Source organism: Roseivivax sp. THAF197b (genome assembly GCF_009363255.1).
Lineage (GTDB): Bacteria > Pseudomonadota > Alphaproteobacteria > Rhodobacterales > Rhodobacteraceae > Roseivivax.
In genome coordinates, this window is the sequence record NZ_CP045318.1 from 668,097 (window position 1) to 686,218 (window position 18,122).

The 18,122-nt window shown below is 64.3% G+C and carries 19 protein-coding genes; 1 reads left to right on the forward strand and 18 read right to left on the reverse strand.

What is annotated here, in order from left to right:
• Positions 1 to 58 precede the first annotated feature (58 nt).
• Positions 59 to 256, reverse strand: a complete 198-nt coding sequence (locus FIV09_RS03370; protein ID WP_152448666.1) for a hypothetical protein — start codon at positions 254 to 256, stop codon at positions 59 to 61.
• Between the two features lie 229 nt (positions 257 to 485).
• Positions 486 to 677, reverse strand: a complete 192-nt coding sequence (locus tag FIV09_RS03375) for a hypothetical protein (RefSeq protein WP_152448667.1) — start codon at positions 675 to 677, stop codon at positions 486 to 488.
• A gap of 334 nt (positions 678 to 1,011) precedes the next feature.
• Between FIV09_RS03375 and FIV09_RS03380 the strand changes: the two genes are divergently transcribed.
• Positions 1,012 to 1,869, forward strand: coding sequence for a lytic transglycosylase domain-containing protein (locus FIV09_RS03380; protein WP_152448668.1), 858 nt, complete (start codon positions 1,012 to 1,014; stop codon positions 1,867 to 1,869).
• A 12-nt stretch (positions 1,870 to 1,881) separates the two neighbouring features.
• Here the strand turns inward: FIV09_RS03380 and FIV09_RS03385 are convergent, their stop codons facing one another.
• The 16 genes from FIV09_RS03385 to FIV09_RS03460 all read right to left on the reverse strand — a co-directional run bounded on the left by FIV09_RS03385 (position 1,882) and on the right by FIV09_RS03460 (position 18,076).
• Positions 1,882 to 3,306 carry an FAD-binding oxidoreductase gene (locus FIV09_RS03385; protein WP_152448669.1) on the reverse strand — a complete coding sequence of 475 codons (1,425 nt, stop codon included), beginning with the start codon at positions 3,304 to 3,306 and terminating at the stop codon, positions 1,882 to 1,884.
• A gap of 195 nt (positions 3,307 to 3,501) precedes the next feature.
• Entirely contained in the window at positions 3,502 to 4,329 is an 828-nt protein-coding gene (locus FIV09_RS03390; RefSeq protein ID WP_152448670.1) for an MBL fold metallo-hydrolase, read from the reverse strand.
• 192 nt (positions 4,330 to 4,521) lie between these two features.
• On the reverse strand, positions 4,522 to 5,487 hold the full coding sequence (locus FIV09_RS03395; RefSeq protein WP_152448671.1) for an ABC transporter permease: 966 nt from the start codon (positions 5,485 to 5,487) through the stop codon (positions 4,522 to 4,524).
• Positions 5,487 to 6,584, reverse strand: coding sequence for an ABC transporter permease (locus FIV09_RS03400; RefSeq protein WP_152448672.1), 1,098 nt, complete (start codon positions 6,582 to 6,584; stop codon positions 5,487 to 5,489). The genes FIV09_RS03395 and FIV09_RS03400 overlap by 1 nt, the downstream gene beginning before the upstream one ends.
• Positions 6,577 to 8,181: an ABC transporter ATP-binding protein gene (locus FIV09_RS03405; RefSeq protein ID WP_152448673.1), complete on the reverse strand. Its 1,605-nt coding sequence runs from the start codon at positions 8,179 to 8,181 to the stop codon at positions 6,577 to 6,579. The genes FIV09_RS03400 and FIV09_RS03405 overlap by 8 nt, the downstream gene beginning before the upstream one ends.
• Positions 8,182 to 8,292: 111 nt before the next feature.
• Complete coding sequence (locus FIV09_RS03410; protein WP_152448674.1) at positions 8,293 to 9,297, reverse strand: BMP family protein; 1,005 nt, start codon at positions 9,295 to 9,297, stop codon at positions 8,293 to 8,295.
• A 154-nt stretch (positions 9,298 to 9,451) separates the two neighbouring features.
• On the reverse strand, positions 9,452 to 9,871 hold the full coding sequence (locus FIV09_RS03415; RefSeq protein WP_152448675.1) for an N-acetyltransferase: 420 nt from the start codon (positions 9,869 to 9,871) through the stop codon (positions 9,452 to 9,454).
• A complete protein-coding gene (gene tsaB, locus FIV09_RS03420) occupies positions 9,868 to 10,437 on the reverse strand; it encodes a tRNA (adenosine(37)-N6)-threonylcarbamoyltransferase complex dimerization subunit type 1 TsaB (protein WP_152448676.1) in 570 nt (189 codons plus the stop codon). The genes FIV09_RS03415 and tsaB overlap by 4 nt, the downstream gene beginning before the upstream one ends.
• Complete coding sequence (locus FIV09_RS03425; RefSeq protein WP_152448677.1) at positions 10,427 to 10,993, reverse strand: NifU family protein; 567 nt, start codon at positions 10,991 to 10,993, stop codon at positions 10,427 to 10,429. The genes tsaB and FIV09_RS03425 overlap by 11 nt, the downstream gene beginning before the upstream one ends.
• Before the next feature lie 306 nt (positions 10,994 to 11,299).
• Positions 11,300 to 12,991, reverse strand: a complete 1,692-nt coding sequence (locus FIV09_RS03430; RefSeq protein ID WP_216646447.1) for a methyl-accepting chemotaxis protein — start codon at positions 12,989 to 12,991, stop codon at positions 11,300 to 11,302.
• 2 nt (positions 12,992 to 12,993) lie between these two features.
• Positions 12,994 to 13,296 carry a hypothetical protein gene (locus tag FIV09_RS03435; protein WP_152448679.1) on the reverse strand — a complete coding sequence of 101 codons (303 nt, stop codon included), beginning with the start codon at positions 13,294 to 13,296 and terminating at the stop codon, positions 12,994 to 12,996.
• Between the two features lie 140 nt (positions 13,297 to 13,436).
• Positions 13,437 to 13,892, reverse strand: coding sequence for a universal stress protein (locus tag FIV09_RS03440; RefSeq protein ID WP_152448680.1), 456 nt, complete (start codon positions 13,890 to 13,892; stop codon positions 13,437 to 13,439).
• Positions 13,893 to 13,946: 54 nt separating this feature from the next.
• The gene (locus FIV09_RS03445; protein WP_152448681.1) at positions 13,947 to 14,810 is read right to left on the reverse strand and encodes a branched-chain amino acid aminotransferase; all 864 of its coding nucleotides are present in this window, start codon (positions 14,808 to 14,810) and stop codon (positions 13,947 to 13,949) included.
• Positions 14,811 to 14,923: 113 nt separating this feature from the next.
• Positions 14,924 to 15,412 (reverse strand): VOC family protein, encoded by a 489-nt coding sequence (locus FIV09_RS03450; RefSeq protein ID WP_152448682.1) that lies wholly within the window; start codon positions 15,410 to 15,412, stop codon positions 14,924 to 14,926.
• 77 nt (positions 15,413 to 15,489) lie between these two features.
• Positions 15,490 to 16,824 (reverse strand): AarF/ABC1/UbiB kinase family protein, encoded by a 1,335-nt coding sequence (locus FIV09_RS03455; RefSeq protein ID WP_152448683.1) that lies wholly within the window; start codon positions 16,822 to 16,824, stop codon positions 15,490 to 15,492.
• Positions 16,825 to 17,056: 232 nt separating this feature from the next.
• Entirely contained in the window at positions 17,057 to 18,076 is a 1,020-nt protein-coding gene (locus FIV09_RS03460; RefSeq protein WP_152448684.1) for an alpha/beta fold hydrolase, read from the reverse strand.
• Positions 18,077 to 18,122 lie beyond the last annotated feature (46 nt).

The following is an 18,122-nucleotide window of genomic DNA, read 5'->3' on the forward strand; positions in this document are numbered from 1 at the left end:
GAAAAGCGGGACGGTCTGTGACCAGTCTTTGACAAACGCCGTGGGGTTCGCGTCAGCCTTACTCCGGCAATTCGGCAATGCGGCCGTTCACCGCGGTTCCCGCCGCCTTGGACAGCGCGACGCTTTCTCGTTCGATCGTGCTGTAGGCGATCAGGCACAGGCCGATGATCCCGGCGGTCAGGACCACCCAATCGACCGTGACCGCGCCGTCTTCGGCGTGGAAAAATCGGGTAAACTCGAACTTGGAAAAGGGCATAGGCCGCTCCATCCTCCTGCACCGGATCTGGTCCGGACCATTCTCATGCCCGCGTTTCCATTCTGGTATGCGGGCAAACCTCTTTCCATCCGTCGACGGGGAGGGGCTCGTTTCACGGCCCTCGTGCGTTTTCGCATGCGTCACACGGAAAGAGCGCGCCAGCGGACTGGCCGGCGCGCCCTCACTATTCTGCGGTCAGAAACCTTCCCGCTCAGATCACGAGATCTGATTACTCTTTCTTGAAGCCGTCGTTCTCGCCGGACACAGCGGTTGCTGCGGCGCCGATCAGGGCCTTCGAGTTGGTCTCGATGGTGGAGTAGGCTGCGACTGCGAGGCCGACAACAGCTGCGGTCAGCACGACCCAGTCAACCGTGACAGCGCCGTCTTCGTCGTTGCGGAAGGTTTTGATGAAGTTAAGCATGGGTATTCTCCGTAAGGTTCAGTTTGCTCTCGTTTCCACCGGTCCGGAGTTTGTCGGGGTCTCTCAATCCCCGTCTCCGTTGCGGTATGACGCTATATAGACCCCGGATTGGGGCACGATTTTGACCGCAATGGATCGATTTCCGCATCCTGCATGGAATCTGCGAAAAATCTTGCAACCTCATGATTTAAAATAATAAAAAACGTTAACTTTGTTTTTTGGCGGCTTCTGGGGCACGACAATCTGGCGAAATCGCCGATGTTTGAGCCCGATCTTGGGGATTTTCACGTTTCGTGCGATGATCCACGCAACAAAAAACGAAAAGAGCAGTTCCATGTCCTTCACGCGATCCTGCGCGCTTTGCGCGGCGTTCCTGTTTGCGGTGCCTGTCGTCGGGCCTGCAGAGGCCAATTCCGATTTCTCCGCGCGCTTCGTGAAGCCACCGAAGCCCGGCACCAAGAAGCGTGTGACGGTGCAGATCGCGCCGCGCGCCAATCCCGCCGTGATGCCGCCGCCCGGCCAGAGCGCGGAGCCCGGCGCGCCTGCAACATCCGGCATGGCGTCCGCCCCATCGGACAAGGCCGCTCCAGAGGGGCGGTATGGCTGGTTCTGGCAATCCGTGGCCGCGAGCGCGGATAGCGGAACGGGGCCCGGACGGCTCGAGCCCGCATTATCAGCGCTGAAGGGCGGGCCGGGGGGCGCGCGGGTCACGGCGCCGCGCGTTCAGAACCTGCAGGAAATCGCCACGCGCTACGGCTCGGCACTTCTGCGCCATTCTGTCGGTACGGAGGTCTCGCCCGCACTTGCGCTGGCGGTTCTGGCAATCGAGTCGGGCGGAAAGCCCGATGCGGTCAGCCGGGTCGGGGCCGAGGGGCTGATGCAGTTGATGCCGGATACCGCCGCCAAGCTGGGTGTCGCGGACAGTTTCGATCCCGATGAGAACATCAAGGGCGGGATCGCCTTTCTCGATGCGTTGATGCGGGCCTATGGCGGCGATCCGGTGCTTGTGCTGGCGGGCTACAATGCCGGGCAGACAGCCGTGGCCAATGCGGGCGGCGTGCCGCCTTTCGCCGAGACGCGCGATTACGTGCCCAAGGTGTTGGCCGCGTTCGAGGTCGCGCGGGCCTTGTGCAAGACGCCGCCGATGATGATCTCGGATGGCTGCGTCTTCCATGTCTCGCCGGGAAGCTGAGCGCGCAGCCTCCTAGTCGGGCATGCGCAGCACGGCGCCGGGATTCATGATGCCCTGCGGATCGAGTGCTGACTTGATCGCGCGCATGGCCGCGAGCTTCGCGGGATCCTGGTAGCGTTCCAGATCGGCCACCTTCAGCCGCCCGATCCCGTGCTCGGCACTGACCGATCCACCCATTTCATGCACCAGGTCATGGATGACGCGCTTGATGGCGTCGCGGCTGTTCTCGTGCTCGTCGCGGTTGCGGCCCGGCATCGGGAAGACGTTGTAATGCAGATTGCCGTCGCCCAGATGCCCGAAGCAGTTGACGCGGAACGCGCCGATCTCCTTCAGACGGGCGATGCCTTCGGGGATGAAATCGGGGATCTCCGAGATCGGAACGGAGATGTCGTGGCTTGAGATCGCGCCGATATGGCGGTTGGCCTCGGGGATGCGTTCGCGGATCGCCCAGAAATCCTGCCGCTGGCTGTCCGATTGCGCGATGAGCCCGTCGGAGACGAGCCCCGCCTCGAGCGCATCGGCAAAGACCGCCTCCAGCGCCTCCGCGGGGTCGAGCCCCTCGGGCAGGCCGACCTCGATCAGGACGGACCAGTCGGGCGACGCCTCGAAGGGTTGCCTCAGCTCGGGAATGGTCTCGCGCAGGAAGTCGTAGCCCGTTCCGCTCATTAGCTCGAAGGCGGAAATGCCGTCGCCCAGCCTGTCGCGTGCGCGGGCCAGCAGATCCAGAGCGGCGCGGGGGCTGTCGACCACCAGAAGTGCCGTGCCGGTGCGCGCGGGGATCGGGGAAAGCTTGAGCACGGCGGCGGTGATGATGCCGAGCGTGCCCTCCGCACCGATCAGAAGGTTGCGCAGATCGTAGCCGGTATTGTCCTTCCTCAGGCGCCGAAGCCCGTTCCAGACCGTGCCGTCAGGCATCACCGCCTCGAGCCCGAGGCAGAGATCCCGGGCATTGCCGTAGCGCAACACGTTCACACCGCCCGCATTGGTGCCAAGAAGCCCGCCGATCCGGGCGGAGCCTTCGGAGGCGAGCGAGAGGGGGAACAGGCGGTTCGCCTCGCGCGCGGCATTCTGCACGTCGAGCAGGATCGCGCCGGCCTCGGCGATCAGTACGTTTTCGTCCGGGTGAACGGCCCGGATGGCGCTCATCCGCTCCAGGCTCACGAGAAGCGGTACCGCGCCGCCTTCGGGGGCGATCTGCCCGCCGACGAGCCCGGTGCCGCCGCCGTAAGGCACGAGCGGAACGCGGGCCGCGTGGGCATGAGCGACGATGGTCGCGACCTCGCTTGTCGTGCGGGGCAGGGCGACATGGGAGGCCGCGCCGCGCCAGCGCCCGCGCGGCTCCTCGTGGAAGCGTGCATCGGCAGGGCGGATCGTATCTTCCGGCAGTTGCGCGGCAAGCGCGCAGAGGAAGCTTTGGTCGGCTGAGGCGAGGGACAAGGGCGGCTCCGGTCGCGGCAAGGTTCCGCCTTGAGATAGAGTACTGGGCGCCATGGCAAAAGGGGGGCGCTGATCCGGCGGGCGCGTCCGGCCCGGGGCCGAACGCGGCATGTCATGTCAGCGGCACCGATTGGTGCCGCTTCCGGCTGGCCCCTGGCATAAGTTTTTGACGAAGGGGATGTGACGCCTCGCGGCTCAGTCCGGATCGCGCAGCCAGCGCGGCTCGAGGATCGTGACCGTGGGCCGGTCGGGCAGGGTGGCAAGCGAGACTTCAAGGTGACTCTGCCCGGTGCGTTCCACGGCGAAGGTGGTGGAAATCTCCTCGAGAAAGGCTTCCAGCGCATAGCCCGAGAACCAGTGCATCGGGATGATGACGCGGCTTTTCAGGCGCTCCAGCACGTTGATCATGTTGGTGCGGGCCATGGTGTAGCCGCCATCCACCGGCACCATCACCACGTCGAGCCGCCCGAGAGCCGCGTATTGTGCGTCATTCGGTTCGTGATGCAGGTGGCCGAGGTGCCCGATGCAAAGCCCCTCGACCTCGAAGACGAAGATCGAATTCCCGTTCTCCTCGCGCCCGCCGAATTCGCTGCGGATATCGGTGGAGACATTGCGCACCAGCATCTCACCCAGATCGAGGCGGTGGTTGATGCCCGCGCCATGGGTCTCGCCCCAGCCGGGCAGGACATGCGGGATCGCAGGATCGGGATTGGCCGTCCAGTGGGTGGAATGGGCGTGGTTCATGGTGACCACGTCCGGGATCATCGTGGTATTGCCGATGAAGCCCGTGAAATCCGTCACCGCATTGAGCCCGCCTCGGGTCTGGATCAGGAAGGAGGCATGGGCAATGTAGCTGATGCGCACCGAATATTCGGGCACCGGCGCCTGCCAGCTGGCTTTGTGGAGGTATTCGAGCCCGGGTGCAGCCTCCGCGACAGCGATGCAATGGGACGGGCGGCGGTCCTGGGCATGGGCTGTGAGCGGCAGGGTGGCGATCAGGATTGCAATCAGGATGCGGATCATCGGCAGGGCTCCTTCGGGGTATTCGAAGCCTAGCCCGGTTGCGGTGCGGCACCCACTTCAAAGCCTCGTGAGCGTGGCATTCGGCGGCAGCGAGGGGCCAGCCCCTCGCGCTCCCCGGAGGTATTTATGGTCCGGTCGTGACATCGGGTTGGCGCACCAGTCCATGGTTGGGACACGCGGATGGAGATGGGCTCAGCGCTCTTTCACGTAGGGCTCTCCACCTGCGCGCGGGGGGATCGCCCGGCCGACAAAGCCTGCAAGGATCACGACCGTGAGGATGTAGGGCAGCGCATCCATCACCTGCACCGGGATGGTAATGCCGCCGAGGTCGATATTCTGGTAGCGCAGCGCCACGGCCTGCAGCAGGCCGAAGAGGAGGCAGGCCATGAGCGCGTACCACGGCCGCCACTTGGCGAAGATCAGCGCGGCGAGGGCAATATAGCCGCGGCCCGCGGTCATGTCCTTGACGAAGCCTGCCTGAAGGCCCGTGGCGAGATAGGAACCGGCAAGGCCGCAGAGCAGCCCGCAGATCACGATTGCCGCGTAGCGCAGGCCGATGACCGACACGCCCGCCGTGTCGACCGCTTCGGGGGCTTCGCCCACCGCGCGCAGGCGCAGGCCGAAGCGGGTGCGTTGCAGCACCCACCAGGTCGCGGGCACGCAGAGGAAGGCCACGTAGACGAGGATCGAATGGCCGGAGATCAGCTCGTAATAGATGGGGCCGAAGATCGGCACGTCGCGCAGCGTCTCGGCGAAGGGCAGGGTGATCGCCTCCCAGCGGCCGCCACCCATCAGCGACGGCGTGCGTCCGCCCTGGCTGAAGAGGTCCTGCGCAATGAGCACGGTGAGGCCTGCCGCCAGAAAATTGAGCGCCACGCCCGAGATCAGCTGATTGCCGCGGAAGGTGATCGAGGCGAGCCCGTGCAGGCCCGAGAGCAGCATCGAGGAGACGATGCCCGCGCCGAGGCCCAACCAGACCGAGCCCGTGAGTGCCGCGACCGCTGCCGAAAAGAAGGCGGCGATCAGCATCTTGCCTTCGAGCCCGATATCGATGACGCCCGAGCGTTCGGAGAACAGCCCCGCGAGGCAGGCCAGCAGAAGCGGCGTGGCAAGGCGCACGGTCGAATCGAGGACCTGGAGGAGGGTGGCGAAATCCATCAGCTGCGCTCCTTCCGGCCGAAGGCGAGGAACAGCCGCTCGAGCGGTGTCCGTACCATGTTGTCGAGCGCGCCGGTGAACAGGATCACGAGCGCCTGGATCACGATGATCAGCTCGCGCGGTATATTGGTCCAGAGCGCGAGCTCCGCCCCGCCCTGGTAGAGAAAGCCGAAGAGAATGGCGGCAAGGAGGACGCCCACGGGATGGTTGCGGCCCATCAACGCGACCGCGATCCCGATGAAGCCCGCGCCTTCGGTGGCGTTCATCACCAGCCGCTCGGCCTCGCCCATGGCGGTGTTCACGGCCATGAGGCCTGCAAGCCCGCCGGAGATCAGCATCGCCACGACAACGATCTTCACCGGCGAAATTCCCGCATAGCGCGCGGCACTTTCGGAATGGCCGAGCGCGCGGATCTCGTAGCCGAGGCGTGTCCGCCAGATCAGCACCCAAACCGCGAAACAGGCCGCAAGCGCGAGGAAGAAAGTGACGTTGCCGGGCGCGCCGCGGAAGAGCGGCATCGCATCGGTGGCGAACATGTCCTGGAAGGTGGGCAGATGCGTGGCTTCGGGAAAGAGCGGCGAGGCCGGGTCCATCTGGCCTGCGGGTTTCAGCAGGTTGACCAGCACGTAGTTCAGAAGGGCGGCGGCGATGAAGTTGAACATGATCGTCGTGATGACGATATGGCTGCCGCGCTTGGCCTGCAGATAGGCCGGGATCAGCGCCCAGAGCGCGCCGAAGGCCGCCGCCCCCAGCGCCGCGCCCACGAGGGCCAGCGACCAATGGGGCCAGGGGATGTACAGACAGATCAGCGCCACGCCGAGGCCGCCGATCGTGGCCTGCCCCTCGCCGCCAATATTGAAGAGCTTGGCATGGAAGGCCACGGACACGGCAAGGCCGGTGAAGATGAAGTTCGTCGCGTAATAAAGCGTGTAGCCCCAGCCCGACGAGCGCATGAGCGCGCCTTCGACCATGAGGTTGAAGGCTTCCACCGGGTTTTCGCCGATGGCGAGGATCACCAGCGCCGACAGGAACGCGGCAAGCAGAAGGGAGATCAGCGGGACAAGGACCGCATCGGCCCAGGCAGGCATCTTATCCATGGTGGGGCAGCTTTCGGTGTTCTTGTTCTTCGAGGCTCGCATCGATGGCGGCGATGGGGTCGGCACCGGGATCTTCGGTGACGCCTGCCATCAGGAGGCCGAGTTCGCGCTGGTCGGTCTGCGCGGGGTCACGCTCGCCCATGATCTGGCCGTCGAACATCACGGCGATGCGGTCCGAGAGAGCGAAGATCTCGTCGAGTTCGACGGAGACCAGAAGGATCGCCTTGCCCTGATCGCGCAGGCGGATGATTTCTTGGTGGATGAACTCGATCGCGCCGATATCGACGCCGCGCGTCGGCTGGCCGATGAGCAGGACATCGGGGTTCCGCTCGATCTCGCGGGCGAGGACGATCTTCTGCTGGTTGCCGCCCGAGAAATTGGAAGCCTTGAGGTTGGGATTCGGCGGGCGCACGTCGAAGCGTTCCATCTTGCCCGCGGCCTCGGCCTTGATCGCGGTGTTGTTCATCAGCGCGCCGGATTGATGCGCGGCGTCGCGGTGATAGCCGAAGACGGTATTCTCCCACGCGGTATAAGGCATGATGAGCCCTTCGCGCTGGCGATCCTCGGGCACATGCCCGATGCCTGCCGCGCGTCGCGCGCGCCCGTCGGAGCCCGCGCCCGAAAGCGGCAGCTCCGTGCCGTTCAGGCGCACAGTGCCGGTGGCTTCACGGTAGCCGCCCAGCACCTCCAGCAATTCCGATTGGCCATTCCCGGCCACGCCCGCAATGCCAAGAATTTCGCCCTTCCGCAGATCGAGGGAGATGCCGCGCAGCCGCTCCACCCCGTCGGCATCCACGTGGCGCAGGTTCTCGACCTCGAGCACCGTGCCGTCGGGCTTCGCAGGCGCCTTGTCGACCTGCAACAGGACCTTGCGGCCGACCATCAGCTCCGCCAGCTGCTGCGGATCGGTCTCTGCGGTCTTTACGGTCGCGGTCATCTGGCCACGGCGCATGACCGAGACGGTGTCGGTGATCTCCATGATCTCGCGCAGCTTGTGGGTGATCAGGATGATTGTCTTCCCCTCGGCGCGCAGGTTGTCGAGGATACGGAAGAGGTGATCGGCCTCGGCCGGGGTCAGCACGCCCGTGGGCTCATCGAGGATCAGGATATCGGCCTGCCGGTAGAGCGCCTTCAGGATCTCGACGCGCTGCTGGTGGCCGACGGAAAGCGTCTCGACCGGGGCATCGGGATCGACGGACAGACCGTATTCATCGGCAAGCTGCTTCAGCACGTCCCGCGCCTTGGCAAGCGACGGCCGCAAGAGCCCGCCATCTTCGGCCCCGAGGATGACGTTCTCGAGGACGGTGAAATTCTGCACCAGCTTGAAATGCTGGAAAACCATGCCGATGCCCGCGGCGATGGCGGCCTGGCTGTCGGGGATCTCGGTCTTCTTGCCCGCGACGTAGATCTCGCCGGCATCGGCCTTGTAGAAGCCGTAGAGGATCGACATCAGCGTCGATTTGCCCGCGCCGTTCTCGCCGATGATGCCGTGGATCGTGCCGGGCATCACGCGGATCGAGATATCCTTGTTGGCCTGGACGGGGCCGAAGGCCTTGGAGATGCCTTTCAGCTCGATGGCGGGGGCTTGGTCGGACATGAAACGTGGCTCCGAGCCGGGTAAGACTTATTGCAGCAGGGGCCGCGCGACATGTGCGGCCCCTGTATCCGGGCGAGCGCTATGGCTGCCCGGGTCGTGATGTTACGTGCCTCAGAAGTCGATCGCGGGGCAGCTGTCGTTCTCGTAATAGCTCACGACATTCAGCGAGCCGTCGATGATGGCGTCGCGGGCCTCTTCCACGGCGGCGCGCATCTCGTCGGTGATCAGCGCCTCGTTGTTTTCGTCCACGGCATAGCCCACACCGTTCTCGGCAAGGCCCAGCGTCATGTATTTGCCGGTCTCCAGGTCTTCGCCCGCCATCATCGCGTCATAGACGGCGACGTCGACGCGCTTGAGCATGGAGGTCAGAACGGAGCCGGGATGCAGGTAGTTCTGGTTGCTGTCGACGCCGATGGAGTAGATCTCCTCGTCCGCGGCGGTCTGCAGAACGCCCACGCCCGTGCCGCCCGCAGCGGCATAGATCACGTCAGCGCCCTGGCTGATCTGCGCCTTGGTCAGTTCGGAGCCCTTCACCGGGTCGTTCCAGGCCGTGGGCGTCGTGCCGGTCATGTTGGCGATGATCTCGATGTCGGGATTGACCGCCTGCGCGCCCTGCGCGTAGCCGCAGCCGAAGTGGCGGATGAGCGGGATGTCCATGCCGCCGACGAAGCCCACGGTCCCGGTTTCGGAGGCCATCGCGGCGAGCATGCCCACGAGGTACGAGCCCTGGTGTTCCTGGAAATTGATCATCAGAACGTTCTCGGGCACTTCCGGCAGGAAGCCGTCGACATTGACGAATTTGACGTCCGGGTAGTCCTTGGCCACGGTCTCGACCTGGCCTGCAATGGCAAAGCCCGTCGTGATGATCGGGTTGAAGCCGGCCTCGGCGAAGCGCCGCAGGGCCTGTTCACGCTGGGCTTCGGACTGAAGCTCGATATCGCGGAATTCGCCGCCGGTTTCCTCGGCCCAGCGGGTGGCACCGTTGAAGGCGGCTTCATTGAAGGATTTGTCGAACTTGCCGCCGAGATCGTAGATCAGGGCGGGATCGGCCAGGGCGGCGCCTGCGGTCAGGGCGAGCGCGGCCGCGGAGCCTGCGAGGGTTTTCATCAAGGTCATCTGGGTCTCCCGTTGTGGTGCGGCGCGCGGTGTTCGCCTCTGCGGCCCGGCGCGGCGCTTGGATCTGTGAGATCAGGCGCAAGTAGGCAGAAGGGGCCAAGGGGCGTCAACCGCTTTTCCCCGTTGTTCGGGGCGTGTCGCGCAACGTCAGTGCTTATTTTTCACCAAGTGCACGCTGCATGACAATCGCGTCATCGAAGCGTCCGTCTTCGAGGCGATAATAGCGCGGGCGCCGCCCGGTTTCGGCGTAGCCATGCGCGGCGTAAAGCGCGCGGGCGGGCGCGTTGAGGGCGGCCACTTCCAGGAAGGCGTGGTGGGCCCCGGATTCTCTCGCTGTTGCGTGAAATTCCGCAATCAAGGCCGAGGCCGCCCCGCTGCGCTGCTGGTCTGGCGCGGTGGCGAGGGCCAGGATTTCCGCCTCGTCCCCGAGGATGCGGGCGATCAGCATGGCGCTTCCGGCCGAGAAAAGCCGCACGCCGGGACTGGCGAGCGTTGCGGCGATCTCGTCTGTGCGCCAGGACCGCTGGTGCTGGTAGGCCGCGGACATGATCGCGGCGGCATCAGCGGGGCTCATGTCAGGATCGCGGGCGCTGTGTCTCGGGCGGGTGCAGCATCCGCCGCGCGCACGTAGAGGGGGGCCGGGGCAGGACCCGGCACGGCAAGCGCCGCTCGCCGCGCGATGTTTTGCGCCAGTTGTGCGGGTGTCGGAGGGAAGGCCAAGGCCTGCTGCACCTGTGCTTCGATCTCGAGGCTTGGCGCGCAGCCCGGCCTAGCGAGATAAACCTGATCCCGTGGTCCCCGAACGGCCGGAAGATGGTCCGATGCCGCTTCGATTGCTTCGAACGTGCTCACTCCGATCGCGGGCACGCCAAGCGACAGCGCCAAACCGCGTGCCGCCGAGACGGAAATCCGGATGCCGGTGAAATTCCCGGGCCCGACGCCCACGCCGATCCGCGAAAGGTCGCCCCAATCCGCGCCGACCTCGTTCAGGAGGCTTTCAAGAAGGGGGAAGAGCCGCTCCGCCTGCCCTTGCCGCATGTCCTCGGCGGCTGCGGCGATACACCGATCGCCGGACAGCAAAGCGGCCGCGCAATGCGCGGCCGATGTGTCGAAGCCGAGGATCAGGGCGTCAGACACCAACCGGGCGCACCTCCGTGACCTCGGGGATGTAGTGCCGCAGCAGGTTCTCGATACCCATCTTCAGCGTGAGGGTGGAGGACGGGCAGCCCGCGCAGGCACCCTGCATGTGAAGGTAAACGACACCGCGCTCGAACCCGTGGAAGGTGATATCGCCGCCGTCTTGTGCCACGGCCGGGCGCACGCGGGTATCGAGCAGTTCCTTGATCTGACCCACGATCTCGCCGTCTTCGCCAACATGCTCGGCATGGCCGGATCCAGCTTGCGCGGCGTCGTCCTTCATGACCGGCTGGCCGGACTGGAAGTGCTCCATGATCGCGCCAAGAATGGCGGGTTTCACGTGGTCCCAATCGGTTTCATCGGCTTTCGTCACGGTGACGAAATCATTGCCGAAGAACACGCCTTTGACGCCCTCGACCTCGAAAAGGCGGCTTGCAAGCGGGCTGTCGCCTGCGCCTTCAGGGGAGGGGAAATCCGCTGTGCCCATGTCGAGAACGGTCTGACCGGGCAGGAATTTAAGCGTTGCGGGATTGGGCGTGGATTCGGTCTGGATGAACATCGCATCGGCTCCTGTCGGATGAAGCCCTTATATGCGGATTGCGCGTCGCGAGGTCAAGGTTTGGAACGATTCTAAGTTTGGGGCTGGATGTGTCGGAGGGGGGCAGCGAAGCCCTCGGGGCCCGGGGTCATTCGATTTGAGGTCGGGCGGTCACCCAGACCCGCGCATATCGAGCGAGTCGTGGTCTCTTAGGTCAGTTGGCGAGCAATTTCTTCCACCGCATTAATTTGTTCATCTTGCGCCGCGCCTTTTTCGCTGGACACAAAACGCAAGCAGGCGCGGTGAAGGGCGAGCAAAACGCGGCATTCATGCGGCTCTATTATTGGCTGCATTCTTGTCGCCATAGGTGAAATGCTCGGTCAGGCTGCGCATGCGATCTGCGGCTTCGGTCAACTTGCTGGAGGCGGCGGCCGTTTCCTCGAACATCGCGGCGTTGTGCTGGGTCACGTTGTCTAGGCGCGTGACGGCCGCGTTGATGTCGCCCAAGCCAGTGGCCTGTTCATGCGCCGAGGCCGCAATGTCGCCGACCCGTTCGGAGATATCGCTGACCGACGTGATGACGCTTTCCAGCACGCTCACGGTATCGCCGACGTGACGCACGCCATCCGCCACCTGTCTCTGGCTTTTGGAGATGAGCGCGTTGATTTCCTTGGCGGCTTGCGACGACCTTTGCGCGAGCGCACGCACCTCGGAGGCGACGACGGCAAAGCCGCGCCCGGCATCGCCTGCGCGCGCGGCCTCGACCCCGGCATTGAGCGCAAGCAAATTGGTTTGAAAGGCGATATCGTCGATCACGCCGATGATTTTTGAGACTTCGCCCGCCGACTCGCTGATCGCGCGCATGGCTTCCGATGCCTGTGCCACGACAAGGCCGCTTTCTTCGGCGTTTTTCTTGGCATCATTGGACGAGGTTGCGGCCTGGGATGCATTGTCGGCTGTCGTTTGGACAAGGTCGGTCAACCGCTCCATCGCGGCGGCCGTTTCTTCCAGAGTCGCCGCCTGCTGCTCGGTGCGTTGAGACAAGGCGTTTGCAGAGCCGCTGATGCCACTTGCTTCTTCGAGCACTTGCGCGGCATTCGCGGCCACATCGCTGATTGCGGTATCCAGCGCCTCGGTTGCGAGGTTGAAGTCGTGCCGCAGGCCTTCGAATTCCGGCGGAAGCGGCTTCAGGATGCGACTGGTCAGATTTCCCTGCGACAGGCGGGTCAAGCCATCGACGAGGACGAGCACGATCTGTTCCTGTTCCTGGCGACGGACTTCCGCCGCTTCGAGTTCCTGGGCGTCTCGCGCCTTGCCGGCCTCGTGAAGGGCAATCGTTTGGCGCTTCTCGTCTTCGAGGTCCGAGACCGCATTTTCCGCTCGCGTCTGCGCCTCAAGCGCAAGGTTCCGCTGTTCTTCCGCATCGCGTTGCGCTTTCTGAGCGGCATCACGGGCGGCTTCAGCAGCTTTCGAGGCTTCCGTCACAGCATCGACCCCTTCCGCGATTTCAGCCCGGAGCGTTTGTTGACGCTGGATCGCGAAGCTGAGCGCGGCGGCTTCGACCACAACGACCACGGCATGAAAGGCGGTCCGCTCAAGGTTTTCGAGTAGGTCTGCGCTGGGATAGACAAGAGAGGGGACCGCCACGGACAAGCCCAGGTGATGCAGAGCGATTGCAGCCGTGCCGACAAGAATCGTCCTCACGTCGTTCAAGACGACAAGCACGGCCAGCGCCGCGAAAAACGTCATATGCGCGTCGATCTGCCAAGGCGTCCCGGCCATGGCGGCGGTCAAGGCGATGCATTGACCGATGACGCCAACAGCGACCAAGGGTTTCGCAACTTCGGCGGACATTCGCGTTGCAATGAAGGCTGCGCTAGCGAACAGGGCAGAAATCGCCAACGGCAACCAGATGGCATTGCCGAAGATCCAGGCCGCAATCACGACGCAGGGCGCGAAGATAGCGGTGGCCAGAGCGAAATATCCGACGATCGCCTCGTCTTTCGATGTGGTGTCCATACCTAAATCCTTTCTGCCACGCAGAGTGCCCCGAGCCATCCCGCATCCAGAACGGCCCAGGCGCCGAACGCAGACAAGCGGGCCGAAAATCCATCATCGCCCTGCGCCATCATGGCAAGCGGCGCCCCGACCGGACCGATTGGACGGCCACCCGCCTGTTCGATCACGCGCCCCGGCTCCCACGCGAGTACCAGCATCGGATCGCCCGGCTCCGCCTCCGGCGCCATGGCAAGCGCGGCCAGCGGTCCGGCAAACAGGGTGGCGACCAGGAAAACCGGCACAATGATCCGTTCGATGCGTTTCATGTGAAAAGCGATAGACGGCGTCGATGAAGGAAGGATTAAGCGCTGAAATCCAATCCTGATTTCAGTGTCTTATAGTTAACGCTGCAGGCCAGACGAAACCGGGTCGTGCCCTTGTCGATCCGACCATGGACAGAGCAAGTCTAGGTGATCGCCTGCAGCTCTTCCTTCGACAGATCCCCCGGCACGATGGTGATCGGCACGGGGAGCGAGCCTGCATTTTTCGTCAGGTTCGTGACCAGCGGGCCGGGGCCTTTCTTGCCGCTTCCGGCGCCGAGGACGAGCACGCCGATCTCTTTGTCTTCATTCACTTGCGCGATGATTTCGGGCACGGGTTCGCCTTCTCGGATCACCAATTCGGGATCGACGCCTTGCCTGTCGCGCATCCATTTCGCGAAGACCTCGAAATGGGCTTCGATCCGTTCGCGCGCCTCTTCGCGCATGATGTCCCCGACGCCGATCCAGTGGTTGAACTCATCGGGCGGAATCACCGACAGGATGGTTACTCCACCACCGGTATTGGACGCGCGCATCGCGGCGAAACGCATCGCGTTCAGGCATTCGCGGCTATCGTCGAGCACCACGAGGAACTTGCGCATGAGGGGCCTCCTATCCGGATGCGATCATGGCAGCGCACCGGGGCCTCGGCAAGTTCAGGCGGCGGATGCGGCCCAATCCCAGTAAAGCTCGCGCGCGCGGCGGGTCACGGGGCCCACCTGATAGGAGGTGTCCTCGAACGCGGTGACGGGCGTGACCTTGTTGAGGTTGCCGGTCAGGAACACCTCGTCCGCGGCTTCGAAATCGGCGAATCCCAACACTGTCTCGACCACCTCGACGCCATCGGCGCGCAGGTTCTCGATGTGCCGTGCGCGGGTGATGCCCGCGAGGAACGTGCCGTTCGGAACGGGTGTGAAGACGACGCCGTCGCGAACCATGAAGACGTTGGAGGTCGCAGTCTCGGCCACGTTGCCCATCGCGTCGGCCACCAGCGCATTACCGAAGCCACGCGCATTCACTTCCGCCAACATCCTGGAATTGTTGGGATAGAGGCAGCCTGCCTTGGCATTCACCACGTTGTCCTCAAGCACCGGGCGGCGGAACCGCGTGCGGCCAAGCGTGACCGTATCCTCGGGCGCCAGCATCGGGAATTCCTCAAGGCAGACGGCAAAGCCGGTGCGGCCTTCCTTGGCGAGAATCGCCGAGGGCTCGCTGTCCACCGACCAATACATCGGGCGGACATAGACCTGCGCGTCATCGGGATAGGCGGCGAGGCCCTCCTGAACGATCTCGAGGATCTGGGCGTCGGAATAGGTGGGCGTGATCATCAGCGCGTGGGCGGAATGGTTGAGCCGCGCGCAATGTCGGTCGAGATCGGGCGCCATGCCATCGACGAAACGGGCGCCGTCGAACACCGTCGAGCCCAGCCAGGAGCCGTGATCGGCAGCCTTCATGATCGGCATGTCGCCGTCATACCATTCGCCTTCGAAATAGGTGCGGATGTTGCGGCCCACAGCCATGGCGCGTCCCTCGTCTTGTCCTGTTTTGCCGCACCGCTCTAACGCGCGGGGGCGCACTTGGCCAGCCGAGAGCGCCCCGCCACCTGTGCGCCGTCATGGCCCGCGCGGTACGTTCAGTGCGCAGGCGCTTCCGCCAGCAGAGCCTCGAGATCGAGCGGCGCGTTTCCCATCTGGAGCGCGCCTTGCGCGTCCCGGGGCCAATCCTCCGGCGCGCGGTCGCGGTAAATCTCGATGCCGTTGCCGTCGGGGTCGGAGAAATAGATCGCCTCAGAGACACCGTGATCCGCCGCGCCCTCGATCTCGACACCGTTTTCGACGGCGCGCTGGAGTGCCGTGGCAAGGCTGGCACGGTCCGGAAACAGGAAGGCGGTGTGAAACAGGCCGGGATGGCGCTTCGGCGCAGGGGCGGCACCTTTGCTGGACCAGGTATTGAGGCCGATATGGTGGTGATATCCGCCCGCGGACAGGAACGCGGCCTGATCGCCGAAATGCTGGGTCACCGTCAGGCCGATGACGTCTTTATAGAAGCGGATCGAGCGGGCCAGATCGGATACTTTCAGATGAACATGGCCAATCTGCATGGCCTCGGGTGCTTTGGACATCGTATGCGCCTTCCCTGAAATGACGGGCAGACGCTAGAATCGTGCTCAAATCCGGGCAATTGCCGATATCCGCACGCTCACCCTCCGTAAATCGAGGATGGGGCGTGTTTTTCCAGCAGCGGACGCACCGGGATCTGGGCGCCAAGCCGGGCGCAAAGCAGGTAGAGCCCGCCGACCTTGCGCTGCAGGAAAAGCGCGTCGACCGGCGGGATCACGGTGAATTCGCGATCCTCCGCAAAGCGTTGCCCGGCTTCGGCAAACCGGGTGGCAAGGCCCGCGCGGGCAAAGTCGAACGGCCCGTAGCCTTGCAGGGGGGCGGCTGCGATTTCCATCATGTCGAGGATCTGTTCGCGGTGATGGTCGGCGGTGTCGTCGCGCAGATAGCCCACGGTGATGGCGGCCTGATGCAGGAAGGTGCGGTCGCCCGACAAGGCCGCGCGCATGAGATCGCGGAACGCGGCGACCCGGCCTTCCTCAAAGCGGCGGACGGCACCGAAATCCAGAAGAACGATCCGGCCCGTTTCGGGCTGGTAGCGGAAATTGGCGAAATTCGGATCGGTCTGCATCGCCGTCAGATCGAAAAGTTCGCGCAAGGTCAGTGCGATCAGCTTTTCGGCCACGCTGTTGCGGGTCTTGGCGTCTGCCTCGGTCAGGCTTTCGATGGGTCGGCTGTCGATATATTCCATCGCGAGGATATCGCGTGTGGTCAGATCTTCCGCGAGGGCGGGAACCACGAAATCGGCATCCTCTGCCAGATGCGCCCCGAATTCGGTCAGGGAGCGCGCTTCGAGCTCGTAATCGGCCTCTTCGTGAAGCTGAAGACGGGCTTCCTCAAGAAGCGGCGACAGGTCCAGGCCTTTGGGGAGCATCCCGGACATTTTCAGCAAAGCGCCGAGGTTGCGGATATCGCTGTCGATAGAGGCGCGGATGCCCGGATATTGCACCTTGATCGCCAGCTCGCGCCCATCTTTCGTGACGGCGCGATGGACCTGGCCGATCGAGGCCGCCGCGATGGGGCGGACGTCGAACTTCTTGAACTGCTTCAGGAAATCGGGGCCCCAATTGTCGGACAAGACGGTCTTGAGCTGCTCGGGCGGCATGTAATGCGCCTCGGAGCGGAGTCGGGAGAGAACGTCGGCCAGTTCGGCGGGCAGCACCTCCCCGGCCTCCATGGAGAGAAGCTGGCCCATCTTCATCGCGGCGCCGCGCATGCGCGACAGCTCCTCGGCCAGTTTTGCCGCATTGGCAGGCGTCATCATGAGTTGCTGAAGGCCGGGCCTGTCCCCCCTTGCGAAGGCGCGCAGGCTGTCCTGTGCCGCGCGGCCCAGAACGCCCGAGGCAAAGCGGCCCATCCGACCGACGCGGGACAGGCGGGAAGACGGGACGGGAAAGGTGCGATCGTCAGAGCTCATGGAGCAAACATAAAGCACGCAACCGCAGCGGCAATAATACATGACTCTTGCAGGTTTTAAGTGATGGGACTGTGTGCAGAAAAGTGCGCTTTCCGATCATCAGGCCCACTCAGGAAGGCGGGGTCCGCAGCCCAGGGCGGCAAGCTGGTACTGCGCCGCGCGCTCGGGTGTGAAAACTCCCCTGCGGCGTTCCCGGCCAGACCGAAGCAGTCACCCGGCGCACAACGCGGTCTCAGCCGTACAGAAGGTCCGCGACCGCCTTGCGCAGGATCGCCTCATCCGCGGGGTTCTGCGCGGGATTGCCCGCGCGGTGGCCCCAATCGGACGCCATCACCCGGTATTCGGCATTGGGCATGCCAGCGGCATGCAGGCGGCAATCCTCCGGCGTGAAATAGAGATCGGTCGCCGACGGCATCATGATCGTGCGCGCGGTGATGGCCCCGAGCGCGCGGTCGAGATCGCCGCCATGGATCGGATTGTCGGAGATGTCGGAGGCGAGCCATGTCTCGATGCTGGCCAGCAGGTCATGGGGATCGCGGCGCAGGAAATTGGCCTCCCAGGCGCGGAGGATGAAATCCTCCCGGCTGGAATAGCCCGCCTGTCGCCAGAGTTCCTCGCGGTAGAAGGTCTGCGACATCGCCCAACCGGCATAGATCCGTCCCATGGCGCGCAAACCGCGCACCGGATGGGCGCTGAAATGCGTGCCTGTCCAATGCGGGTCGCCCGTGAGCGTCGCGCGCACCCCTTCGAGGAACAGCTTGTTGTGCGGCGCGGTGCGCGCGGTGCCGCAGATCGCGCAGATCCGGTCCACGCGGTCGGGAAAGATGGCCCCCCAATGCAAAGATTGCTGCGCGCCCATGGACCAGCCATAGGCCAGCGCGATCCGTTCAACGCCGAAGACCTCGCGCAGGAGCCTTTCCTGCGCATGCACATTGTCCCAATGCGTGAAAAGCGGTGGCCGGTCTGGGCCAAACGGCGCGGGCAGGGTCGAGGGCGAGGATGAAAGCCCATTGCCGAACATGTTGGGGATCACGATGAACCAATCGGTCGGATCGAGAACGCGGCCCGCGCCGATCAGCCATTCGGTGTCGAAATGCTGCGCCCCATAGGAAGTGGGGTAGAGGATGACGTTGGATTTGTCCGCGTTGAGCTGCCCGTAGGTCTGGTAGGCCACCTCAGCGACGGGAAGCGTCAGGCCGCGCTGCAAGGTGAAATCGGGGATCTCGAAGATCTGGTAATCGCGCTGTGGCATGAGGCCTCGCCGATGCTGCGGAGTAGAAGGCCGAGCTTAGCAGAGG

Excerpts from the sequence above, each read along its gene's own strand:
- FIV09_RS03370 (WP_152448666.1), bottom strand. The coding sequence starts at position 256 with ATGCCCTTTTCCAAGTTCGAGTTTACCCGATTTTTCCACGCCGAAGAC.
- FIV09_RS03375 (WP_152448667.1), bottom strand. The coding sequence starts at position 677 with ATGCTTAACTTCATCAAAACCTTCCGCAACGACGAAGACGGCGCTGTC.
- FIV09_RS03380 (WP_152448668.1), top strand. The coding sequence starts at position 1,012 with ATGTCCTTCACGCGATCCTGCGCGCTTTGCGCGGCGTTCCTGTTTGCG.
- FIV09_RS03390 (WP_152448670.1), bottom strand. The coding sequence starts at position 4,329 with ATGATCCGCATCCTGATTGCAATCCTGATCGCCACCCTGCCGCTCACA.
- FIV09_RS03395 (WP_152448671.1), bottom strand. The coding sequence starts at position 5,487 with ATGGATTTCGCCACCCTCCTCCAGGTCCTCGATTCGACCGTGCGCCTT.
- FIV09_RS03400 (WP_152448672.1), bottom strand. The coding sequence starts at position 6,584 with ATGGATAAGATGCCTGCCTGGGCCGATGCGGTCCTTGTCCCGCTGATC.
- FIV09_RS03405 (WP_152448673.1), bottom strand. The coding sequence starts at position 8,181 with ATGTCCGACCAAGCCCCCGCCATCGAGCTGAAAGGCATCTCCAAGGCC.
- FIV09_RS03410 (WP_152448674.1), bottom strand. The coding sequence starts at position 9,297 with ATGACCTTGATGAAAACCCTCGCAGGCTCCGCGGCCGCGCTCGCCCTG.
- FIV09_RS03415 (WP_152448675.1), bottom strand. The coding sequence starts at position 9,871 with ATGAGCCCCGCTGATGCCGCCGCGATCATGTCCGCGGCCTACCAGCAC.
- FIV09_RS03425 (WP_152448677.1), bottom strand. The coding sequence starts at position 10,993 with ATGTTCATCCAGACCGAATCCACGCCCAATCCCGCAACGCTTAAATTC.
- FIV09_RS03430 (WP_216646447.1), bottom strand. The coding sequence starts at position 12,991 with ATGGACACCACATCGAAAGACGAGGCGATCGTCGGATATTTCGCTCTG.
- FIV09_RS03435 (WP_152448679.1), bottom strand. The coding sequence starts at position 13,296 with ATGAAACGCATCGAACGGATCATTGTGCCGGTTTTCCTGGTCGCCACC.
- FIV09_RS03440 (WP_152448680.1), bottom strand. The coding sequence starts at position 13,892 with ATGCGCAAGTTCCTCGTGGTGCTCGACGATAGCCGCGAATGCCTGAAC.
- FIV09_RS03445 (WP_152448681.1), bottom strand. The coding sequence starts at position 14,810 with ATGGCTGTGGGCCGCAACATCCGCACCTATTTCGAAGGCGAATGGTAT.
- FIV09_RS03450 (WP_152448682.1), bottom strand. The coding sequence starts at position 15,412 with ATGTCCAAAGCACCCGAGGCCATGCAGATTGGCCATGTTCATCTGAAA.
- FIV09_RS03455 (WP_152448683.1), bottom strand. The coding sequence starts at position 16,824 with ATGAGCTCTGACGATCGCACCTTTCCCGTCCCGTCTTCCCGCCTGTCC.
- FIV09_RS03460 (WP_152448684.1), bottom strand. The coding sequence starts at position 18,076 with ATGCCACAGCGCGATTACCAGATCTTCGAGATCCCCGATTTCACCTTG.